The organism is Paenibacillus sp. Root52 (assembly GCF_001426865.1).
Classification (GTDB): Bacteria; Bacillota; Bacilli; order Paenibacillales; family Paenibacillaceae; genus Paenibacillus.
The window spans coordinates 16,168-37,792 of the sequence record NZ_LMFO01000029.1 but is presented as its reverse complement, the minus strand read 5'-3'; the positions used below and the strand labels follow the sequence as shown (position 1 = coordinate 37,792).

The 21,625-nt window shown below is 44.2% G+C and carries 22 protein-coding genes and 1 other RNA gene; 13 read left to right on the top strand and 10 right to left on the bottom strand.

Annotated features, from left to right (window positions below):
• Positions 1-9: 9 nt before the first annotated feature.
• Entirely contained in the window at positions 10-1,413 is a 1,404-nt protein-coding gene (locus ASD24_RS21230) for an ammonium transporter (RefSeq protein WP_056700285.1), read from the bottom strand.
• 352 nt (positions 1,414-1,765) lie between these two features.
• On the opposite strand from ASD24_RS21230, the gene ASD24_RS21225 reads away from it, so the two are divergent.
• Positions 1,766-2,194, top strand: a complete 429-nt coding sequence (locus ASD24_RS21225; RefSeq protein WP_056701120.1) for a MerR family transcriptional regulator — start codon at positions 1,766-1,768, stop codon at positions 2,192-2,194.
• Between the two features lie 28 nt (positions 2,195-2,222).
• Positions 2,223-2,903 carry a zinc metallopeptidase gene (locus ASD24_RS21220; RefSeq protein WP_056700283.1) on the top strand — a complete coding sequence of 227 codons (681 nt, stop codon included), beginning with the start codon at positions 2,223-2,225 and terminating at the stop codon, positions 2,901-2,903.
• Positions 2,904-2,940: 37 nt separating this feature from the next.
• Here the strand turns inward: ASD24_RS21220 and ASD24_RS21215 are convergent, their stop codons facing one another.
• On the bottom strand, positions 2,941-3,852 hold the full coding sequence (locus tag ASD24_RS21215) for a LysR family transcriptional regulator (protein ID WP_056700281.1): 912 nt from the start codon (positions 3,850-3,852) through the stop codon (positions 2,941-2,943).
• A gap of 84 nt (positions 3,853-3,936) precedes the next feature.
• Entirely contained in the window at positions 3,937-4,563 is a 627-nt protein-coding gene (locus ASD24_RS21210; RefSeq protein ID WP_056700279.1) for a rhomboid family intramembrane serine protease, read from the bottom strand.
• 144 nt (positions 4,564-4,707) lie between these two features.
• Here ASD24_RS21210 and tpx point away from each other — a divergent pair, with 144 nt between their 5' ends.
• Positions 4,708-5,226: a thiol peroxidase gene (gene tpx / locus ASD24_RS21205; RefSeq protein ID WP_056700278.1), complete on the top strand. Its 519-nt coding sequence runs from the start codon at positions 4,708-4,710 to the stop codon at positions 5,224-5,226.
• A gap of 233 nt (positions 5,227-5,459) precedes the next feature.
• Here tpx and ASD24_RS21200 read toward each other — a convergent pair whose 3' ends face one another.
• The 4 genes from ASD24_RS21200 to ASD24_RS21190 all read right to left on the bottom strand — a co-directional run bounded on the left by ASD24_RS21200 (position 5,460) and on the right by ASD24_RS21190 (position 8,861).
• Positions 5,460-5,852 (bottom strand): DUF1499 domain-containing protein, encoded by a 393-nt coding sequence (locus ASD24_RS21200; protein ID WP_056700276.1) that lies wholly within the window; start codon positions 5,850-5,852, stop codon positions 5,460-5,462.
• 172 nt (positions 5,853-6,024) lie between these two features.
• A non-coding RNA gene (ssrS, locus tag ASD24_RS30020) (6S RNA) lies at positions 6,025-6,215 on the bottom strand.
• 51 nt (positions 6,216-6,266) lie between these two features.
• Positions 6,267-7,076 carry a YesL family protein gene (locus ASD24_RS21195; RefSeq protein ID WP_056700274.1) on the bottom strand — a complete coding sequence of 270 codons (810 nt, stop codon included), beginning with the start codon at positions 7,074-7,076 and terminating at the stop codon, positions 6,267-6,269.
• A gap of 201 nt (positions 7,077-7,277) precedes the next feature.
• The gene (locus tag ASD24_RS21190; protein WP_056700272.1) at positions 7,278-8,861 is read right to left on the bottom strand and encodes a DEAD/DEAH box helicase; all 1,584 of its coding nucleotides are present in this window, start codon (positions 8,859-8,861) and stop codon (positions 7,278-7,280) included.
• Between the two features lie 302 nt (positions 8,862-9,163).
• Here ASD24_RS21190 and ASD24_RS21185 point away from each other — a divergent pair, with 302 nt between their 5' ends.
• The 4 genes from ASD24_RS21185 to ASD24_RS21170 all read left to right on the top strand — a co-directional run bounded on the left by ASD24_RS21185 (position 9,164) and on the right by ASD24_RS21170 (position 13,229).
• Positions 9,164-9,985 carry a YitT family protein gene (locus ASD24_RS21185; RefSeq protein ID WP_056700271.1) on the top strand — a complete coding sequence of 274 codons (822 nt, stop codon included), beginning with the start codon at positions 9,164-9,166 and terminating at the stop codon, positions 9,983-9,985.
• Between the two features lie 174 nt (positions 9,986-10,159).
• Positions 10,160-10,348 carry a hypothetical protein gene (locus tag ASD24_RS21180; RefSeq protein ID WP_186380855.1) on the top strand — a complete coding sequence of 63 codons (189 nt, stop codon included), beginning with the start codon at positions 10,160-10,162 and terminating at the stop codon, positions 10,346-10,348.
• Between the two features lie 160 nt (positions 10,349-10,508).
• Positions 10,509-11,690: a putative glycoside hydrolase gene (locus ASD24_RS21175; RefSeq protein ID WP_056700266.1), complete on the top strand. Its 1,182-nt coding sequence runs from the start codon at positions 10,509-10,511 to the stop codon at positions 11,688-11,690.
• A 189-nt stretch (positions 11,691-11,879) separates the two neighbouring features.
• Positions 11,880-13,229, top strand: a complete 1,350-nt coding sequence (locus tag ASD24_RS21170; RefSeq protein WP_056700263.1) for an MATE family efflux transporter — start codon at positions 11,880-11,882, stop codon at positions 13,227-13,229.
• 65 nt (positions 13,230-13,294) lie between these two features.
• Here the strand turns inward: ASD24_RS21170 and pfkA are convergent, their stop codons facing one another.
• The gene (pfkA, locus tag ASD24_RS21165; RefSeq protein WP_056700260.1) at positions 13,295-14,266 is read right to left on the bottom strand and encodes a 6-phosphofructokinase; all 972 of its coding nucleotides are present in this window, start codon (positions 14,264-14,266) and stop codon (positions 13,295-13,297) included.
• Between the two features lie 54 nt (positions 14,267-14,320).
• A complete protein-coding gene (locus tag ASD24_RS21160; RefSeq protein ID WP_200956179.1) occupies positions 14,321-15,400 on the bottom strand; it encodes a tetraprenyl-beta-curcumene synthase family protein in 1,080 nt (359 codons plus the stop codon).
• 178 nt (positions 15,401-15,578) lie between these two features.
• Between ASD24_RS21160 and ASD24_RS21155 the strand changes: the two genes are divergently transcribed.
• Together ASD24_RS21155 and ASD24_RS21150 are read left to right on the top strand one after the other, a co-directional pair.
• Positions 15,579-16,919, top strand: a complete 1,341-nt coding sequence (locus tag ASD24_RS21155; protein ID WP_056700257.1) for a hypothetical protein — start codon at positions 15,579-15,581, stop codon at positions 16,917-16,919.
• A 36-nt stretch (positions 16,920-16,955) separates the two neighbouring features.
• Positions 16,956-18,128 (top strand): MFS transporter, encoded by a 1,173-nt coding sequence (locus ASD24_RS21150; protein WP_056700254.1) that lies wholly within the window; start codon positions 16,956-16,958, stop codon positions 18,126-18,128.
• A 170-nt stretch (positions 18,129-18,298) separates the two neighbouring features.
• Here the strand turns inward: ASD24_RS21150 and ASD24_RS21145 are convergent, their stop codons facing one another.
• Positions 18,299-18,496, bottom strand: a complete 198-nt coding sequence (locus ASD24_RS21145) for a cold shock domain-containing protein (RefSeq protein ID WP_056700251.1) — start codon at positions 18,494-18,496, stop codon at positions 18,299-18,301.
• Positions 18,497-18,659: 163 nt separating this feature from the next.
• Here ASD24_RS21145 and ASD24_RS21140 point away from each other — a divergent pair, with 163 nt between their 5' ends.
• From ASD24_RS21140 to ASD24_RS21125, 4 genes are all read left to right on the top strand, one after another.
• Positions 18,660-18,893 carry a hypothetical protein gene (locus ASD24_RS21140; protein ID WP_056700248.1) on the top strand — a complete coding sequence of 78 codons (234 nt, stop codon included), beginning with the start codon at positions 18,660-18,662 and terminating at the stop codon, positions 18,891-18,893.
• Positions 18,894-18,897: 4 nt separating this feature from the next.
• Positions 18,898-19,083: a hypothetical protein gene (locus ASD24_RS21135; protein WP_056700245.1), complete on the top strand. Its 186-nt coding sequence runs from the start codon at positions 18,898-18,900 to the stop codon at positions 19,081-19,083.
• 199 nt (positions 19,084-19,282) lie between these two features.
• Complete coding sequence (gene pepF / locus ASD24_RS21130) at positions 19,283-21,073, top strand: oligoendopeptidase F (protein ID WP_056700240.1); 1,791 nt, start codon at positions 19,283-19,285, stop codon at positions 21,071-21,073.
• 135 nt (positions 21,074-21,208) lie between these two features.
• On the top strand, positions 21,209-21,589 hold the full coding sequence (locus ASD24_RS21125; RefSeq protein ID WP_056700237.1) for a LapA family protein: 381 nt from the start codon (positions 21,209-21,211) through the stop codon (positions 21,587-21,589).
• Positions 21,590-21,625 lie beyond the last annotated feature (36 nt).

The window sequence follows — 21,625 nt, the reverse complement described above, 5'->3', positions numbered from 1 at the left end:
ATCTTCAACTTAGGAGCTGAACGTACCGCCTCCGTTGGATTTGCTTTCTGCATGTTTCATTTGCTCAGGATACCCGTAAGTACCATGTTCGCTTATATCGAGACCCATTGTTTCTTCTTCTTCCGTAACACGGATACCCATAAGGGCTTTCATTCCGCCCAGGATGATGAAGGATACAACAAGTACGAAGGCAAACGCGCCGACTAGACCGAGAAGCTGTACGCCTAATTGGTGGAAACCACCGCCATAGAACAGACCCGCTTGACCTACACCCGCATGCTCAGCAAGCTCTGGTGTAGCAAACAATCCTGTAGAGATCGCGCCCCACATACCAGCAACACCGTGTACAGAGAAAGCATAGATTGGATCGTCAATACCTTTACGATCGAAGTATTGCGCTGTGAAGAATGTGATAATACCTGCCAAAGCACCGATTACGAGAGCTGCCCAAGGCTCAACGAAAGCACAAGCACCTGTGATTGCAACGAGTGCCGCAAGCACACCGTTCAACATACTAGGGATATCCGACTTACCAAGAACTGCCCAAGAGATCAACAGTGCAGCTACACCACCAGCAGCGGCAGCTACGTTGGTAGTCAGAGCAACATAACCGAAGAATCCATCATCCAAAGCCGTTAATGTACTACCTGGGTTAAATCCGAACCAACCAATCCACAGAAGGATAACACCGAGTACAGAGTACACTTGGTTATGACCTGGGATAATGTTAGGTTTGCCGTCTTTGTTGTATTTACCGATACGCGGTTTCAACAAGATGGTAGCTACTAACGCTGCTGTCGCACCAGTCAAGTGAACGACCGTCGAACCTGCAAAGTCTTGCATACCCAGCTCTGCGAGCCAGCCGCCGCCCCATACCCAGTGAGCAACAACAGGATACATTATAATGGTATAAAGAGTACCGAAAACGATATATACGCTCATCTTTGCGCGTTCAGCCATACCACCGCAAGCGATGGCTAATGATACCGCAGCAAAAGCTAGATGGAATACAAATTTAACGGTCAGTGGAACATCGGAGAATGCTAATGACTCGAAGGAAGCAGCCATTTGGTCACCACTCAGGAAGAATCCTGTTGTTCCAAAGAATGCATTACCGTTACCGAATCCAAGGCCGAAACCTAGAGCCCAGAACGCAATTACTGAGATCCCCAACGTCAGGATCGTTTTACCCGCAATATGTCCTGCGTTTTTCATTCGTGTTGAGCCTGCTTCAAGTAGAGCAAATCCCCCTTGCATCAAGAACACCAACACAACAGCCAAGAACGTAAAGGCTGAGTTCAAACCACTTTGAAGCTCGATATTAGTCGGCCCCTCAGCAGCAGCGAATGCGCTGACCGGAAAAGCCAATAAAGTAAGCATTACTAACACCGAAACCAACCATTTCTTTCTCATGAACCCCACTCCCTCACATGTTAAGTTTCTTCACACATCGTGAAACTCTTAATGTCATTATAAGCAGAAGACAGGAAAGTTGACAAGAGTATTTTCAACAAAATTGAAAAATATTTCTGGGAATAAAGTCATACGTCTTTTTCTTGCACTTAAGTACATAATCATAGGATGTGAGCACATAGATATAGACGGATACACCTCTCATCTTCAAAGCATAACGTTTGACTGTACGGTTAAAGATCATGTATCATATCTATTAGTAAGAAAAACTGGGCGAACTGTATTAAGCCGCAGGTGGAATCTACAATTCCCTACATTTGAACTTGCAAGCGAGGTGAATATCATTGGGGATATGAAACTATTTAGAATTGGCGAACTTGCCAAGACCGCGGGTGTAAGCGAACGGACGATTGACTATTACACAAAACTGGGACTCATTGACCCTGAAGAGCGTACAGAGAAAAATTATCGTCTCTATAGTAGTGAAACCTTAACCAGACTAGAACGTATTGTACAAATGAAACAAGAGAAGTATAGTCTCGACGAGATTAAACAATCTCTTCAGAAGTGGAGTCTGGTGAGTACTGAAGAACAGGTTGCCCATAAACTGAGTACCTTAGAACTTCACGTGCAGCAGCTTGAGCGCGAGGTTAACGAGCTCAAACCTCTCCTTGGCGAGATGAAACCTGTACAAGCACGCAAAATGATGGCAGGGCTGCTCACGAAGAGCGCAGGTACGATGGAAGCACTGAAAATTCTGCTCGAAAACACCATGATGTAACTTATTACTAGAAAGTGGAGGAATGAATATGAGTTTCAATAACGGTATGTTCGTTTTGATCATTATCGCGTTCTTGCTCTCCTTATGGGCGCAATTCCGCGTAAAAAGTACGTTTAGGCGTTGGTCTGATGTACCCAACCTAAATGGAATGACTGGTTACGACGCCGCTCGTCACATGCTTGACGCTAACGGCCTACACGATGTTCCGATTGAACCCGTTCGCGGAACCCTCTCTGACCACTATGATCCAATGAACCGGGTCGTTCGATTGTCAGAGCCCGTATACTACGAGAATTCGATCTCAGCCGTTTCTGTAGCGTGTCACGAGGTTGGACATGCGATTCAACATAAAGAAAGCTACCCAATGCTTGCACTGCGTCACCGGATCTTCCCAATCGTGAACTTCGCATCCGGTCTGGCTCCATTCTTGCTGATCGCTGGTTTCCTCTTCAACGCTATGAACCTTGTCGGTATCGGTATCATCTTCTTCTCCGTTACCGTTGCTTTCCAACTGATTACCTTGCCGGTAGAATTCAACGCCAGCAACCGCGCACGTGAGATTATGGTATCCGAAGGATATATCCGCAACGAGGAAGAAAAAGGTGTGGCAAAGGTACTGAACGCCGCAGCTCTGACTTACGTTGCTGCAGCATTAATCTCATTGCTTGAATTGATTCGTTACATCGGAATTTTCAACAGCCGTGACTAATTAAATACCTAACCTAAACAAAAACAATACCCCACCGTTAACCGGATGGGGTATTGTTTTGTTGTAGACCGAAATAATTTAATAGAAATGACCGGAACGACTGTGCCACAAGCGGAAGCTTATCATCCGCCCGATGAATTAATCCAATCGTGCGTGTCACTTTGGGATGGGAGATTGCTACATGGGCTGGCTGCAAAGGGTTCGTTTGAAATAGAGCCATCTCAGGAAGAAGACTGACCCCCATACCCGCTGCAACTAATCCTCGAATCGTATCTGTTTCTTCACCCTCAAAGGCGATTTTGGGTGTGAATCCAGCTTCGAGACAAGCATGCCATACAATCGGTCTCAGCGAGTAGCCTTTGCTGAACAACACGAACTTGTCATCTTTCAGCTGTTCTAACGCAATCGTTTCTTCATTGGCAAGTGCATGGTTAGGCGGAAGGATTGCATGCAATTCCTCCGTAAGCACAATATCTCCAGCAACCTGATCGTGCTTCTCCGGAAAAGGAGAAATGAACGCCAGATCCACTTCAGCGGACAGCACGTCACGAATTAGGGTAGGAAACATGCCTTGCTTGAATCGGAATTTAACATTAGGATAACGCTGACGAAATGCGGCCACAACAGATGGAATTAGATGAATACCCAGACTGTGCGGAAAACCAATCCGAATCTCGCCATGTTCAGGATCCAAAAATTCATGGACTTCTCCAACCGCTTTGTCCAAATCCTTCAAAATTCCTTCTATGCGTTTACAGAAGAGCTGCCCCACAGCAGTTAATTGCAGATTTCGCCCCTTCTGCATAAACAGATCAACACCGAGTTCTTCCTCCAGTTGATGAATTTGTCGACTTACCGCAGACTGCGCCACATGCAATTCTTCCGCAGCCTGGGTAACATGCTCCTTCTGTGCTACTTTCAAAAAGTAATGCAACTGTCTTAATTCCACTTAGCCTGATCGCTCCATTCTGCTATACCCTACTTATCCTTACATGCATACCAAGATCACAGATCGTCTTCATTACCATTATTGTTACTTCTTTAACATCCGCGGACGCCACAACCGAATGATAAGTCCATAAATAAAGAATCCACCTAACAAGCCACCTAAGTGGGCCATCCAGTTAATCCCCGACATCGCAAACGAGAATATAATTCCGAATACAAGCAGTGTATATAACGTTTTGCGCGAAGATTCATCCATGATGGTTCGCTGAAACAAGGCAACATACAGAAACGCACCATAAATACCGTACACTGCACCCGAGGCACCCACGGATATAGTCGTTTGCCCCAATGAATTGTACCAAGCAAGCGCAAGCACATTACCCAAAACACCGCTGGCAAGGTACAACACTCCATACCTGATCGACCCGAGGATTCGCTCCATCGGAGGAGCAAACACAACGAGAGCAAAACTGTTGAATAACAAGTGACTAAAACCAGCGTGTAGGAAAATGGAGGTAAAGTGCCGCCACCATTCCTCCGAATAAACCGGAAGGTTCGTCAGTGCCCCCCACTCGACCAAGGTTACAGGATTAGTTGAACCACCATTCAAAGACAAAAGAATGAACATCACTACATTCGCAACTAATAACATTGACGTCAAAGGGAAAAACTTCAAATAACTCTTCCAGTTCTCATACCTAATAAATATCATACGTTTCTACTTTCACTCCACCCTGTCAGATCGGCTTTCATCTGATCCACCGTAATAAACTGCGTCCGCATTGGACAATGTCTTTCATAAAAGATTATAATGGATTTTGGCACGGATCACCAATTAATAAGGAGGAACATTATTATGGCACAAGAACGTACAGGCGCAGCTACATTCAAAGGTAACCCTATCACATTGATCGGTCCTGAACTGAAAGTAGGCGATCAAGCACCTGATTTTACACTCAGCAAAAACCTGATTGAAGAAGTATCTCTGAAAGACTATGCAGGCAAAATTAAATTGATTAGCGTTGTTCCTTCCCTGGACACCGGCGTATGTGATGCGCAGACTCGTCGCTTCAACGTTGAAGCTGGAGAGCTCGGAGACAACGTAGTTGTCCTGACTGTAAGCGTAGACCTTCCGTTTGCACAGGAACGGTGGTGCGGAGCAGCCGGCGTAGACCGCGTTGTTACTTTGTCTGATTACAAAACACGCTCATTCGGTGAAAATTACGGTGTTCTGATCAAGGAATTCCAACTGGACATGCGTTCCATTTTCGTAGTGGATGCCGAAGATAAGATTACATATGTGGAGTATCTGCCTGAAATGACAGAATCCCCTAACTTCGAGCAAGCCATTGCTGCAGTAAAAGCTCTGCTGTAGAAGTCATACACGTCCCAGAACAAAAGCGAGGAAGGCTCACCTTCTCTCGCTTTTTGTTTTGTCATCATCTATATAGGACGTGTTTGAAAACTCGCTGAGGTGCATCTTTTACCACCTTTTCGCCCTCCGCTGCGTCACTCTCCCTCGACGTGCCCCGGCACGCCTGCGGAAAACTTCCTTGCTTGGAACGAAAATTCGGCAAAATCTGCGTCCTTTGGAGTTTTCAGACACTCCTAGTCATTTGTTTTGTATTTTGCCAGCTTCTTATCAAGCACAGAAAATAGATTCATAATTGTACGATAATTTGATCCCAGATCTCCAAGTGAACCACGTGAAGCAGAATACATATCTACCGCACTACGCACAGGGCTAACTGAGATAATAGAAACGGTGATATCCATCGTCCGGCCAAACGTTGTACGTTTTTCCAAGATAATCTCTCCAACAGATGGCACTTCGTGCAGCACTTTATAACCTGGAATTTTCTTTAGTGTAGAAGAAACCTCTTCCCACGCTCTCTCTTTAGATAGGTTATAATACCGTGTTTTTAATTTGGGATCCTTGGCTCGATCGCTGGTTCCCTCCATACTTCGGATGATACCTACGAGCGTTCTCTTTAAGGTCAAGACCCTTCCTCCTTTGAGTGTAACCGTTCCATTTATGTATTCTAGTGTAACATTGTTCAAGAAGTAACAAAAGGGTAAGCCGCATTTTTAACAAAAATACGATTCTCCTCACAAAAAAGCACCCTGATATTCCTGGATTAGAGGAAAATGTCAGGGTGCTGTACTTGTAACATAGGAACCCGCCTATGCCGTCCGGCTACATTGTCTTATGAACCTGCTTGGCAGGTGGGTGGTCGCAAAAATGAATTTGAAGTCCCCATGTCGTATAGACAGGGCGTTTCAGCAACATTTTGTATAGATCTCCCGAAGACATCATCATTGGTTCAAAACAACGAATAACCGAAACGTACATCGCAGGATGTACAGTTATTATATCCCTAACTGTGTAAAAAGTAAATGCCGACAAAGTAAGTTTCATTTTCGCAGTGTTTCGTTTTTGTCTTCCACAGGGCTTGCACCCTCAATTGTTTCGACAGCATCTCCCGCTTGTGCTGCTTCCTCTTCTTCCTTCTGCTTCTGCATTTTCTCCATCTGCTCTTGCATCTTCATGAAAGTAGCATAGAAATTGAAGAACGCGAACCAAGCAATAATGCTTACAATAAAGAAGACAAACAATACTGGATATCTTGAGCCGATGTAAATTAACAATCCACTTCCCAGCAAAGTTGAAAATACACGAAACGGTCTAATCAGCGTTAACAAAACTGCATTTTTGATAATTAATCCAATCGACATATGGTAGTGCACAACCATTGAGAAAAAGTTAAACAGTGAAACGAACAATAACAGCAGCAACACAAGCATTATAATACCTACGAGCTGCATATTTTTGAACTGTGTCATATAAACCGTGTAATCTAGATACATAATGGCAAAAAGCAGCGTATAGAATATACCACCGATCAAACTTTGTTTGTAATTCTCTTTGTAACCTACAAAGAACGTGCGAAAAATCGGTACATCCGTATCACCCATATTCCATTTACGTACAACCGTAAATAAAGCCGAGGTTGCCGGGAATAGTGTAAGCGGTGCCACAATCGCCATAGCCCAGTTCATTTGTAATGACTCGTTAGCCAAGTTCTGTTGCATTACCAAGACCTTCATAATCATGAAAAACAAGAATGGAGACGAGCAAATAGCCCACAACAAGTTGGTTGCGGCAAGTCGTGTAATCCACTCTGTAAGCCTGTATATCCCGCCCATAGCTCCTTTAAATTCCAAACATTTCTCCTCCTCCGCAGCCTTGCGTGTAACCTGAAGTCTAATATTAATATACCTTATTTTATATAGTAAAAGCCAGTACTTCCCGAAAAGAGATGATTCACCCGATCTCGTCCTACGATCTTTCACATACAAAAAAAGGAATGAGGCAGTCACCTGCCCCATTCCTTAGATCACACTTATATGTTATTGAATTAAATGTTATTCAAAAGATGAATCTTTGGCAGGACGACGTCCTTCATTGTTGCTTGGACGAGGTTTACGGTCACGGTTGTAACCACCTTCTCTGCTTCCACTACCACCGCTGTTACGATCGCGGTTGTAGCCACCACGTCCGCCGCCACTGCTGTTGCGATCACGGTTGTAGCCGCCACCGCCACTGCTGCCGCCACTGCGGTTACCACTGTAACCTGATGGTTTACGTCCACCGGAGCGAACATCTGGTTTACGGCGTTTAGCACGGATCGGATCTTCTGGAGTCAGATCAACTTGTGCATCTTTTTTGTCACCCGTCAGGAGCTTCAGAGCAGCCGACAAGAGTTGAACAGAATCATATTGCTCAAGCATTTGAATGGCAATGCCTTTGTATTCGTTCAGTTCACCAGATTGTACGATTTCAAGCAAACGCTCAGCTGTCAAACGTTGTTTACCTTCTACAGCCTCTGCCATTGTTGGTAATGGTTTACGTGGAATACGATGACGTGTTACACGCTCAATAAAGTGCAAGTGATCGATCTCACGCGGTGTAACGAATGACCAAGCAGCACCCTCTTTACCAGCACGGCCAGTACGACCGATACGGTGAACGTAGCTCTCAGGATCTTGCGGAAGGTCAAAGTTCACAACGTGAGTTACACCGGATACGTCGAGACCACGCGCAGCAACGTCAGTTGCAACGAGTACGTCAATGCTGCCGTCACGGAACTTACGCATTACAGTATCACGTTGGTTTTGAGAAAGGTCACCATGGAGACCATCAGCAGAATATCCGCGTTTTTGCAATGCTTCAGCCAATTCGTCAACACGACGCTTCGTACGTCCGAATACAATTGCAAGTTCTGGAGATTCCATATCAAGCAAACGGCTCAATGCCTCGAATTTTTGACGCTCAGGCACTTCGATGTAAGCTTGGTCAATCAGAGGTGCACTGACTTGTTTTGGAATTACGGATACATGCTCAGGGTTGTTCAAGAATTGTTGAGCCAATTTTTGAATGTTTGGAGGCATTGTTGCCGAGAACAACATCGTTTGACGCTCAGCTGGGACTTGTTTCAGGATGGATTGAATATCCTCCATGAAACCCATGTCGAGCATTTCATCTGCTTCATCCAATACAACAGTTTGTACATCTTCAAGTTTGATGGTTTTGCGATTGATGTGATCTAGGAGACGTCCAGGTGTACCAATGATAATCTGTGGTTTTCTTTTCAGTGCACGGATTTGACGAACGATGTCTTGTCCTCCGTAAATTGGCAGGGAGCGCAAACCTTTGAAGCGGGTGAGTTTTTCGATCTCTTCGGCAACTTGGATCGCAAGTTCACGTGTAGGTGCCATAATGAGGGCGCGGATTTTTTCGTCACTTTTGGAGATTTTGCTGATCAACGGAATACCGAATGCAGCAGTTTTACCCGTACCTGTTTGAGCTTGACCGATCAAATCTCTGCCTTGAAGAGCAAGAGGGATCGATTTGGATTGAATCGGTGTTGCTTCTTCAAACCCGAGTTCGGTGATCGCTTGCAGCACCAGTGGTTCAAGATTGAAATCTGTGAAATTTAAATTTGTCAAAATTATTCATACTCCTTCTATATGGTGGACATGGTGGACAATCCACTTTGTTGTCTGTATTCTTAAGTAGCGTTAATATTTATAGGGTATCCCATATGGGCAAATTATTTTCACCATCAACATAATTCGTGAATGGGTCCCCAACATAAGACTAAAACTACACACAAGCATTTGAAACATTTCAAATTTTATTAATACATTTGGAAAAAGTTTCCTACTCAAGAATATCCACAAATCATTATATCACAAAACAATTCAAGATTACCAGCAATCTGGTTTTAAATATAAATGAGGTGATTAAATTGCCCAAAATAATTTGGCACTGTTTAGTGATCATTTTGGGTGCTGCAGCTATTGCCTGCGGCTTCAACTGGTTCTTAATTCCGCATCAAATGCTTAGCGGCGGGGTATCCGGTATTTCCATGCTTCTGGGTTATTTCACAACCCTGAGTCTTAGTATAATGTATTTTGTTCTTAACATTCCCTTGCTCATCGCAGGTTGGTTTATTCTTGGACGACGTTTCATTATATTGAGTATTGTCTCTGTAGCAGCCACATCCTGGTTTATCGGTTTGCTGCCTGTTTTTGCTGTGTCACCAGATCCACTACTTAGCTGTGTGTTTGGTGGTATTCTTGTTGGATTGGGCACAGGCATTTCGTTCCGAGTGGGTGGCTCAACTGGTGGGCTTGATATTGTTGGTTCGATCTTCACACGCAACCGTGACTTCCCCATCGGTACCGTTATGGCCGGTATGAACGGAGCAATTATTATGCTCGCTGGTTACTTGAGTGATAATTGGACTATTGCCTTGGCATCCATGGTATCCATCTATATCACGGGTAAAGTGCTGGATCTGATCCACATCAGCCACATCAAAGTAACACTGTACATTATTACGAATGAGACCGAGGCTATGCTGAAGAAATTACTCGTTCGTCCACGTGGGGTTACAAAGATCAAAACCCAAGGAGCATACACCGATATCGAAAAGGACATGTTAATGACTGTAACGACTCGATATGAGCTGGTTGAGATCAAACGAATCATTAAAGAAACCGACCCAAAAGCATTTGTGAATATTGTGGAAACGGTTGGCGTTATGGGTTCCTTCCGTCGAAGTTGAGACACCTGTACGGTTAACAATTATCATAAATGTGGTATAATAATTGTGCACGGCTCCTAAATATGATGTATAGCAGGATCTGCCCTTCAATTTCACAGGCACTTTGCTTTTCCGATTCGCGCCGAATGACTTACCATTTTGGAATTCGAGTAGGAAAGGGTGATTATTGTGGATATGGAAACGGTAAAACTGTTTGAGATCGTCAACAAATGGTGCCCGGAAATGCTCCCTTTCTTGAAACCGAATGAACTCGACTCACTGATCGTCCTCCGAGATGGGCTGGGCATCTTGGAGCAGGGAGATGCAATGGAAATCATTCAGTACAGTATTTGTGAGCATCAGAACGATATTTACATTCAATAATTTTTAGATTGATCACGCCGCTTCTTGTGGGGGTTGTCCCCATTCAGGAAGCGGTTTTCATTTTTTACACATGTTTCATTACTTAGTTAATAAGGTTAAAAGCCGGGAGAGGTTTACTGTATAACACTGACATGGAAATACATAAAAGGAGTGGAATACAATGAATATGTTTTGGGCCTTACTTGCCATGGCCTGGGGAAGCTTCAGCGGTTCTTCGGTAACATCGGATCAGGGAGTGCAGGCATTGCCATCGATAACGAGTAACTTTAATACAGCCATTATTCAATCTCAACAAGATCAGGTGGTCATCGATGCAGACAATCCCCCTGCTAAAATTGATCCTCAACCCGACGCACCCATTGTCAAAGGTATTTATGTAACTGCCTATAGCGCTGGTGGGGCACGCATGAAAGAATTATTGGAACTAGTAGACAATTCAGAGTTGAACTCCATGGTCATCGATATTAAAGACGATCTAGGATATATTACATACCCCACAGAAAATAAAACGTTACTGGAAATGGGCACATCCCAACCCTTCATTCGGGATATTGATGCACTGATGAAAAGACTTCAGAAACATGATGTATATCCCATCGCACGCGTCGTCGTTTTCAAAGATACCATTTTGGCTGAAAAGAATCCGGAACTTTCTTTTAAGAACAAAGACGGAAGCGTCTGGGCTAACAGTAAGGGAGACAGCTTTGTGAACCCTTATAGTAAAGAGGTGTGGGATTACAATGTTGCAATTGCCAAAGAAGCAGCAAAACTAGGATTCAAGGAAATTCAGTTTGACTACGTTCGGTTCCCGGAAGGCTTTGAGAATCGTGCGGATACGTTAAAATATACGAAAACAGACAAGTCACGGGTTGATATTGTGGCTGAGTTCGTGCAGTACGCTCGTAAAGAGCTTGCTCCATTGGGTGTAAGAGTATCTGTCGATATTTTCGGATATGCGGCATCTGTCCCTGCTGCTGAAGGGATTGGACAGGATTTTGTGAAGATATCAGAGAATGTAGATGTGATCTCACCCATGGTATACCCTAGTCATTACTCAACAGGCTGGTATGGTGTGAAGGATCCAGACAAAGATCCATATACAACGATCAAAGGATCCATGGAAGACACACATAAGAAGCTTGATCCAACGAAAGAGCTTAAACCGATCATACGGCCATGGATTCAAGATTTTACGGCTAGCTGGTTAGGTAGTGGACATTACGTGAAATACGGGAAGAAACAAGTGGAAGACCAGATTAAAGCGATGAAGGATATGAATGTGGATGAGTATCTACTCTGGAATGCATCCAACCGTTATACGCCAGGTGTTAATTACGAATAAATATTGAAGAAGGCACTTATCCCAAATTATTATGTAACGACAGCCCGCACCGTATTAGACGGAGCGGGTTTTTCATGCTGCACTGCCCTTCTCTGTTCAAACGGAATAAAATCATCTACAATAAGTAGCTGTCCAGTAATGACACGATGATGATAACTTTATGAGAATAGCGAGGCGCCTCACGTGAACATGACCACAACAAGCTTTTCACAGAAAGCAAAACAATTTTTGATCATATTTCTACCCATCTTCACCACACAGATCGCCTTATCTGCCATGTCTTTCTTCGATACCAACATGTCAGGCAAATTTTCTCCATCTGACCTAGCAGGTGTAGCCATTGGTACAAGTCTGTGGATGCCTGTACAGACAGGCCTTAGTGGTATTCTGATCGGAATAACACCTGTTGTTTCCCATTTACTTGGCGCTAAACGCAAGGATCAGATCGGCTACAATGTTATACAGGCTTTATATCTTGGTTTTGCAGTCAGTTTACTCGTTCTTGCCGCTGGAGCCTTGTTGTTAAAACCCATTTTGAATGCTATGCCGCTGGAGCCGCGAGTGGCTCAGGTTGCTCTTTACTTTTTGAGCGCCCTTGCTTTCGGCATTACTCCCCTATTCGGGTATACCGTTCTCCGAAGTTTTATGGACGCTCTCGGACAGACGCGAATGAGTATGTTAATTACGTTGATCTCATTACCTGTGAACATACTACTGAACTACCTGCTTATTTTCGGACGTTGGGGTTTTCCTCAATTAGGTGGTGTAGGCGCAGGGGTAGCAACAGCTTTTACTTATTGGCTCATATTTCTAATCAGTCTTTTCGTTGTACATCGGGTAGAGCCATTCGCTCAGTATGGCATCTTCCGTCAAATGTCTAAAATATCCTTCGGAAAGTGGAAAGAACTTCTCAAAATCGGAATCCCCATCGGATTCGCTACATTTTTTGAAACTTCCATTTTTGCAGCTGTTACGTTGTTGATGAGTCGTTTCGATACGATTACAATTGCTGCTCACCAGGCTGCCCTGAATTTCGCTTCTACGCTCTATATGTTACCTGTAAGCATCTGTATGGCTCTTACGATCCTAGTAGGCTTTGAAGCAGGTGCTGGGCGCGCCAAAGATGCGAAACAATACAGCCTTCTTGGCATTGGCGGAGCGATTGTGTTGTCTTTGTTAACCGCCGTCGTTTTACTTGTATTCGGCGAGCAAATTGCCGGCCTCTATTCGAATGATAAGCAAGTTATTGCACTGACGCAGCACTTTTTGATCTATGCGATCTTCTTTCAGATTTCGGATGCCATCGCTACGCCGACGCAGGGAGCGCTTCGAGGGTATAAAGATGTGAACCCTGCTCTCATCATTACGTTTGTAGCCTATTGGATCATCGGGCTGCCGGTTGGATATATTACAGCCACGTATACGTCCCTTGGTGCTTTTGGTTACTGGGTTGGATTGATTACAGGTCTGGCTGTCGGTGCAGTAGCATTGCTGTGGAGATTGTTCCTGGTACAGCGAAAAGCTGCCACTGAAGCATAAATGTGCAAGCACAAAAAGAGCACGGCCCTTGATAAGGGCTGTGCTCTTTTGTTGTTACTTATTTATTATTGGGACAAACGTTGTGCCAGTTCATACGTTTCCACATCAAAATCTTTTTTCGTATTCACGACTTTATCAATATCGGTGAGGACAAGCTCACCTTTGATAATACCACAACCCTTATCCGTCTCACCTGCAATCAGGCTGCGAACAGCGAAGTCACCTAGTCGGCTTGCCAAGTTACGGTCGAATGGAGTTGGTGTACCTCCACGTTGAATGTGACCCAGCACCGTTACTCGCGGTTCATAAGTAGGACAACGCTCCATTAATTCTTTTGCAACATCCTCACCTTTACCTACACCTTCTGCAACGATGATGATACTGTGACGTTTGCCATGAGCGAAGTTAGCTTTCATCCGATCTGCTACTTCATCCATATCAAACGGTACTTCAGGAACGAGAATCGTTTCCGCACCAGAAGCAAGTCCTGCGTGCAGAGCGATATCGCCGCAATGACGACCCATGACCTCAACGATGGAAGAACGCTCATGGGAAGACATCGTATCACGCAATTTGTTCACTGCATCAACGACTACACTTACCGCTGTATCGAATCCGATGGTGTAATCAGTGAATGAGATGTCGTTATCAATGGTTCCTGGAAGACCCATCGTGTTGATCCCCAGCTTACTCAACTTGTTCGCACCATTGTAAGAACCGTCTCCACCGATAACAACCAAACCGTCGATACCACGAGCACGAAGAATATCCGCTCCCTTTTCCTGACCTTCGGCCGTGTAGAACTCTTTACAACGCGCTGATTGTAGAACTGTGCCCCCGCGTTGGATGATATCACCAACACTACGGAGATCCATTGGGAAAATATCGTTGTTCAGAAGGCCTTGGTATCCACGCTGCACACCATATACCTCAAGACCATGAAATAGTCCGCTGCGAACCACCGCACGAACGGCCGCGTTCATCCCTTGTGAATCGCCACCGCTCGTTAAAACTGCGATTTTTTTTACTGCTGTCATGATGTTTCTTCCTCCTCTAGTTTCACTTCAGGCTCCCGCAACCAATCGCCTGACTTACATGTGCTTGCGAATCCAGCGACTAAAGATAAAGAAAAACACTCTTGTCATTGGACTCTTCTTCATCAAACGCTTGGAAATGGCGCGAACTTCATGTTGTTCGCTTACTTTGGGATCAGACAGGTAAATGGCAAGTAATCCTTCAATGATCATTCGGTGAAAGGAGCTTCCCGGAATGTTCTGCACATCACTGCGCGCCATCTCCACAATAAAAGCAATTCGGTCCAGCATCGTCTCTACATTCTCATAGTAATTACAGAAGTTGAGATCTCCCCCGACACGATCCTCATCCTGGTCGATTAAATAATCGAGCATAATGTGTAGTGCGCATACATGCGGAAAATAGGCGGTGTGGATCGAGGCCGCCTGCTCTTCAGTTAGCTGTTCGTCGCTCGCAGCCAAAAACAGCATGAATACGCCCAGCGTAGAGCCAGTAGCGGCGGCAAATTCGTTCCAGCGAAACTGAGGCGTGCGGTGACGATGCTCCGACCACCATTCGAGCAAAGCCGTTTCTCTCAGTTCCGGTTTGATATGCTTATATACCTGCAGGTCCGTGTATAGGCCTGCCAGATCCTGAATTTGAGGCTTGGCGGACGCATACCCAGGCAGCTGACGAGTCAACTCCTGACATGTAGTCACCAGATTCCGCAAGTACCCACCGTCATCCTGCTCCTCACGAAGAGCATAATAATTGACTGGTGTTGCCTCGGGATCTACCGCATCAAGCATGGATTGATGGAGCAGACGAAAGTCGTTCGGATCCATCGATGTGCTGCGGTCACACAAATTGTCTAAATAATCACTGATTGTTTGGTAAGCAACAATTAGCGGAATTAAGATATGCCTCTTCGGCATATCGGGCAAAGCATAGACCGTACCACCTTCGCAGTGGAATTGCTTGTCCCTGATGCTAGCGAGAGCTTGGTTGCGCAATTCCTCATTCGGAATTTTTTCAGCCTGTTCACGCCACTCATCTAATTTTTTCCGCGTCTCCGGAATCGTGTACTTGTACACCTTTCTCATCAAATCCAATGAATTCCGTGGATATTGATGACGACTCTGATTTGATTGGCTCAAAATAAATGTGCCTCCACTTGGTTGATACGTATTAGAGCGATTTTTAACCAATCCTATTATAATATGAACCCCTTAATTGTACAAATGATGTACCGCATAATCAGGGCAAAAAATCGCTTCCACTGTCAAGGGTTTATGATATACTAGCTTTATTTGAATCATCAAAGGAGTCCTTCACATGACGTCAAGTGAACCGCTCTCGTGGAGACGGTTATTTGCTTTTTTTGTGCCTCTCGGCATATCTGCCTCTCTTGTCACCATCTCTCACGTTATCATCAATAGTACGCTTGCCCGCTCTGCTCATCCAGAGACGATCATTGCTAGCTATGCAATTGCCGGTAGCCTGCTTACTCTCACCGAACGCCCCTCTACCTTGTTACGGCAAACTTGTTCTGCACTCGTTCGGGATCGACTTTCTTTTCAAGCACTCACCTTTGTAACCAAAATTTTTCTCGCCTGTGTTCTTTTGATCGGATTCGCCATTGTCTATTCCCCTATTGGTACAGGTGTTTTCAAATATTTATTTGGCGTAAGTCCAGATTTGTTATCCCATGTTATCGATGTGTATGAAATTCTGATGTACGTCAGTATTTTCTCTGTTATCCGTAACGTCTATCAAGGCATTATCATAACGAATAATCGAACAAAGTGGCTGACCATCGGCATGTTATTTCGCTTAGCCGGAATGTACGGTCTGTCCCTATATTTTATCTATACTGATACGATTAATAGCGGACGTGTAGGTGCCATCATTTTTGCGGCAGGCATGATGATTGAGGCATTGGTCAGTTTTATCGAAGGAAATAACATTAAACGAAATATGCCTGCTAAGCTCGAGGATCATCCCGTCGAAACGAGAAATGATGTGTTTCGATTCTACAAACCTTTATTGCTGTCCAGCTTTGTCGCACTATTCATCGGACCGGTCATTAATATCGTGCTTGGCAAAACAACGGGTATCGCCTTAGCGATCTCTTCTTTTGCTATTGCCAGCAGTTTGATGCAGCTGATGCTGAGCTTTTTTACGTACATTCACCAGATTGTACTGAATTTTTATGAGATTGACGCTAAATTAGTCAAAAAGTTTGCACTCGTCACTGGATTTATCCCTTTTGCCATGACCGTATCGATTGCATATACACCGCTGGGTCCATGGGTGATGGAAAATGTCATGAGTGTTCAGGGAACTCTATTAGAGCAAAGTCTGTGGACGTTGCGTGCCTTTGTACTCTTTCCTCTGATCTCGCCTTTTCTGGATTACAGCAATGGGCTCATCTTATTACGAGGACAGACCAAAACGATGTTTCGCTCACAAACAGCCAATGCAATCTGCACGATTATCGTTCTTCTTATTTTAGTGAGCATCTTCCCAGCCTGGAATGGAATGATTGGAGCGGTTGCGCAATCTCTGGGGTTACTTGCGGAACTGGTTATCGTGTGGTTGGTCATTCGGCGTACGACCAAAGAACCTTCAATGTCTGCTCGATCCTCTAGGAAATCGACTTCACTGAAGGGTTAATGCTGGAAAGTTATTTAGGATTGGAGTTTTCTCAACATGAAATTAAGTCATAACGCCCGCCCAGATCAGACCTGGTTGCGGGCACTGATGTTTACTATTTTTGGTTCAACCGTACTGGTGGTTTCTTACTTCCAACTATTCTTCAGTCACCTTGGGTTCTCTCGCGCAGAAATTGGTTACCTGTACGGGATTGGCCCACTTGTATCCGTGTTCTCCAACATGTTCTGGAGCATGGCGAGTGATCGTTACAAAACAGTACGTAAAGTCATGATCATCTTGCTAGCAGGGCAATTTATTACTGGTATTTTGCTAGCCAATGCGACAACGTTTGGAGAAGTCTTTATACTTGTTTCTTTATTTTACTTCTTCTATTATCCGATCTATCCGCTTGCAGACACGATGGCCATTACGACCGCTAATAAATACGGCAGGAATTTCACGACCATACGTGTATTTGGTTCAATTGGATATGCGTTCTTCGCCCTCACCATCGGCTACTTTCTTGGCTCGTTTGGAGTAGGTTGGACGATGTGGTTATGTATAGTCCTAGCTGGAACTACGTTCCTCATTAGCTTACGACTGCAGGATCAACCATCTGGTGGCAGCACTAAGATGGATCTGTCGGGATTATGGGCTATTTTAAAACGCCGAGATGTGCTGAGCTTTTTCGCCTGTGTTTTTTTGCTTGCCATGGGTCATCGAATGAATGAAGCTTTTCTCACCATTACGCTCAAAGAATTGGGCGCTGGCGAAGGCTTAATTGGCTGGTCACTACTAATCTCTTCTGTGAGCGAAATTCCAATTTTCATGTTACTGAGTAAATATGGCAGTCGGTATAAGGAGTTGCCTTTGATTGCCTTCGCCGCACTGATGTATGCCCTACGTCTATTACTAATGTCGATATCTCATACACCTGAAGCAGTGGTCGCTATTCAATTTATGCACAGTGTAACATTCGGTATATTCTACGTTACCGCAGTTCGATACATTACCAACCTCGTGCCAGATGAATACCGCGCGACAGGCATGGCTCTCTTTACGATCGTATGGTCTAGCTTAGCTGGTTTGCTTAGTGGAACATTGGGCGGACTCCTGATTCAGCATGCGGGTCGACAAACCTTTTACCTGACCGCGATGACCTTCTCTCTAGCTGCGTTGCTTGGATTCGGCCTTAAACTATTATTCGGCGTTACCCGTCGAACAGGTTGATGAAAGTGAAATTCATTTAAATTCTCAGCAAACTGAATTAAATACGTCAAAACTACACATAATGATATATAATCATCAAAAAAAGCACAGCCTCCTAAATAGGGACTGTGCTTGTGTTCGTATATTCAGCTATAAGTCATTTATAAGAAGTCCGTTGACCGGAAAGATTCTTACAATTTAGTTACGTTAGCTGCTTGAGGACCACGGTTTCCATCAGTGATTTCGAATTCTACCGCTTGACCTTCTTCCAATGTTTTAAAGCCGTCGCCTTGGATTGCGGAGAAATGTACGAATACGTCCTCGCCGCCTTCAACTGAAATAAAGCCATAGCCTTTTTCTGCATTAAACCATTTAACTGTACCTTTCAAATGAACAACCTCCTAAAAATATCGCCATCTATGGCGAATACCCTTATTATACTGTAAGCCCCTCCATTTTGCAATTTTTCTTTTTTATAAATCCCGAAAAAATTTGCTTTGAATCGTAGGGTACGGTATCATTTTACCAAAACCGTTAGTTTGGAGACTACCTATGATAAAAAAACATGAAATATACAAAACAGACAAATGGAATATGATGACTGTGGAAGTACAAGGCAAGTATCTCGTGCTTCGTGAAATCTCGGAAGAATGGGGCGAGGAATGTCATACGTTCTTAAGCCGTCCAGCCTTAATGCATTGGGCTGAGCGTCGTTTCCCAAAAGCTGATTTTGAGAACCGCGAGGATGAATGGCGCCAGCTGATGGCTGCCTTCAAAGAGGTCTAAATTGATGCAACTCGATTCAAGTAACGTCGTCATATTTATTATTCTTGCCTTTTCCCTAGGGATTGTGCTGATTCTGGGACGTAATTCCATCCCGGATCGACTGAGACGAGGCATGGCTCTTATCGCCACTCTTATGATTTGCTTTGCTTTTTTCCTAATTGTATATTTCCTCTACAATATGGGAGCTTAGCTTCTCAAATAATTCAACGTACGCCTGGTCATACTATATGAAATATTGGTATGGCTGAGGAGGAAATACGTTGAATTATCGCAGATCACTTGCTATTTTACTGGTTTTTAGCTTGATTCCTTCGTCTCTGCCCCTTTCAGCGGTCGAGGCGAAGACTGCTTCATCCATAGATTCATCATTACCATTAAGGAGGATTCCCATGAGTCAATTATTGAAACGTTCCGAGGTACCAACTGAACACACTTGGAAACTGGAAGATTTGTTTGCCGATCAGAAAGCTTGGGATCAGGAGTATGAAGAAGTCTCTTCTTTGACGAAGAAAGCCTCCGAATATCAAGGCAAACTGGATAAACCCGAAGCATTAAAAGCATGTTTCGAACTTGAAGATGACATATCTCTCAAGATCGAGCGCCTTTTTGTTTACGCACGCATGCACCAAGATGAAGACACAGCTAATCCTACATATCAAAATCTTTCCCAAAAAGCGCAAAAGCTGAGTGTTCAAGTTGGGGAAGCACTTTCGTTTGTAACACCTGAGATTTTGGCACTTCCAGATAATCAACTGGATGCATTAATTGCTGATGAGCAGCTTAGAGCTTACAAGTTCACTTTAGAAGAAATGAAACGGGAAAAAGCGCATGTCCTGAGCAAAACAGAGGAAGCTTTGCTCGCCCAAGTGGGCAACCTCTCTCAAGCTCCGCAAACGATTTTTAGCATGTTGAACAATGCGGATCTCAAGTTCCCAAAAATCAAGGATGAACATGGAAACGAAGTTGAACTGACACACGGCAGTTATATTCAATTCCTGGAGAATCCGAACCGTGAAGTTCGCGAACGTGCTTTTAAGGCAGTTTATGAAACCTATGGTAAACAAAAAAATACAATTGCTGCTGCCCTAAATGCCAATGTAACGAAAAATATGTTCTATGCAGACGTACGTAAGTACCCTTCTGTACTGGAAATGTCCCTCTACGGTGACAACATTCCGAAGGACGTATACACCAACCTCGTGGATACTATTCACGAAAGTCTTCCTTTGCTGCACCGTTACATGGATCTGCGCAAGAAACTGCTTAATGTGGATCAACTCCATATGTACGATCTTTTTGCTCCACTCGTAGATGAGTACAAGATGGATATTACTTATGATGAAGCAAAACAAATCGTCAAAGACGGCCTGAAACCGCTGGGTCAGGATTATGCTGATACACTTCAGGCAGGTTATGAAAATCGGTGGATCGATGTATATGAGAATGAAAACAAACGCTCAGGCGCTTATGCATGGGGAGCTTACGGCACCCATCCTTATGTCCTGCTCAATCACAAGGATAATCTGAACAGCATGTTTACACTTGCTCATGAAATGGGTCATGCGCTGCATTCTCATTATTCAGATACAACTCTTCCATATCGTGATGCGCAATACACTATCTTCCTTGCTGAAGTTGCATCCACCACGAACGAAGCATTATTGATGGATTATCTATTAAATAAATCAACCGATCCAAAAGAGAAGTTGTATCTATTAACTTATTATGCAGATCAATTCCGCACCACTGTATTCCGTCAAACGATGTTTGCCGAATTCGAGAAGATCATTCATGAACGTGCGGAGCAAGGTGACGCACTTACTCCACAGTTACTATCCGAAATTTATTATGATCTGAATGTACAATATCATGGTAAAGACATGGCGGTGGACAAAGAAATCGAAATGGAATGGGCACGTATTCCCCACTTCTATAACAGCTTCTATGTGTACAAATACGCTACAGGCTTCTCAGCCGCAACAAGCTTCTCGAAGCAAATTCTGGAAGAGGGTCAACCTGCTGTAGATCGCTATCTTGGTTTCCTGAAAAGTGGCGGTAGCGATTACTCCATCAACATTTTGAAAAAAGCTGGCGTGGATATGTCCTCGCCGCAGCCGATCCGTGAAGCTATGAGCGTGTTCAAAGAACTGATCGAGCAGATGGAAGAACTAACCAAATAAGGTTGTTATTCCATCCCTACGACCTGCATCCCTTGCCCAGTTGGGCAAGGGATTTTATAATCATTGCAGGATACAACCTTAGATTAATGGGGTAATGTATCTTAGTCCTGAATTGTTCAACAAGGAGGCAACACCATGAAAATGCAATGGGCGCTTATTGCAGGTCTTGTTTTTGCACTCTTTACCGGAATATTTGCTGTAATTAATGTGAATTCGGTGGAGGTTAACCTGCTATTTAACACGTTCCAAATCCCGCTAATTCTTCTGATTCTCGGCTGTACGCTGATCGGCGGAATTATTGTAGGGTCATACGGCATCTATCGCCAATATCGACTGCAGCGTGAAAACAAACAGTTGAAGTTACGCGTATCTGAATTAGAGAATGCCAAATCAAGCACTGACACATTCGATTCCTACGCTTCGATGGATACAATCGGAACAACTGAACCGGAAGGTTCTATCGCCAACGATTCTATTGAAAGCCAGCGTAAAGGAAATCCGACAGGTACGTTGTAAAAAAGCAAACAGCCTGCTGGCCTAAGGAATGGGTGA

Bases quoted from the DNA above. Each gene is read 5' to 3' on its own strand.
- ASD24_RS21225 (WP_056701120.1), top strand. From the start codon at position 1,766: ATGAAACTATTTAGAATTGGCGAACTTGCCAAGACCGCGGGTGTAAGC.
- ASD24_RS21150 (WP_056700254.1), top strand. From the start codon at position 16,956: ATGAAATTAAGTCATAACGCCCGCCCAGATCAGACCTGGTTGCGGGCA.
- tpx (WP_056700278.1), top strand. From the start codon at position 4,708: ATGGCACAAGAACGTACAGGCGCAGCTACATTCAAAGGTAACCCTATC.
- ASD24_RS21135 (WP_056700245.1), top strand. From the start codon at position 18,898: ATGCAACTCGATTCAAGTAACGTCGTCATATTTATTATTCTTGCCTTT.
- ASD24_RS21125 (WP_056700237.1), top strand. From the start codon at position 21,209: ATGAAAATGCAATGGGCGCTTATTGCAGGTCTTGTTTTTGCACTCTTT.
- ASD24_RS21210 (WP_056700279.1), bottom strand. From the start codon at position 4,563: ATGATATTTATTAGGTATGAGAACTGGAAGAGTTATTTGAAGTTTTTC.
- ASD24_RS21175 (WP_056700266.1), top strand. From the start codon at position 10,509: ATGAATATGTTTTGGGCCTTACTTGCCATGGCCTGGGGAAGCTTCAGC.
- ASD24_RS21230 (WP_056700285.1), bottom strand. From the start codon at position 1,413: ATGAGAAAGAAATGGTTGGTTTCGGTGTTAGTAATGCTTACTTTATTG.
- ASD24_RS21170 (WP_056700263.1), top strand. From the start codon at position 11,880: ATGACCACAACAAGCTTTTCACAGAAAGCAAAACAATTTTTGATCATA.
- ASD24_RS21180 (WP_186380855.1), top strand. From the start codon at position 10,160: ATGGAAACGGTAAAACTGTTTGAGATCGTCAACAAATGGTGCCCGGAA.
- pepF (WP_056700240.1), top strand. From the start codon at position 19,283: ATGAGTCAATTATTGAAACGTTCCGAGGTACCAACTGAACACACTTGG.
- ASD24_RS21140 (WP_056700248.1), top strand. From the start codon at position 18,660: ATGATAAAAAAACATGAAATATACAAAACAGACAAATGGAATATGATG.
- ASD24_RS21220 (WP_056700283.1), top strand. From the start codon at position 2,223: ATGAGTTTCAATAACGGTATGTTCGTTTTGATCATTATCGCGTTCTTG.
- pfkA (WP_056700260.1), bottom strand. From the start codon at position 14,266: ATGACAGCAGTAAAAAAAATCGCAGTTTTAACGAGCGGTGGCGATTCA.
- ASD24_RS21155 (WP_056700257.1), top strand. From the start codon at position 15,579: ATGACGTCAAGTGAACCGCTCTCGTGGAGACGGTTATTTGCTTTTTTT.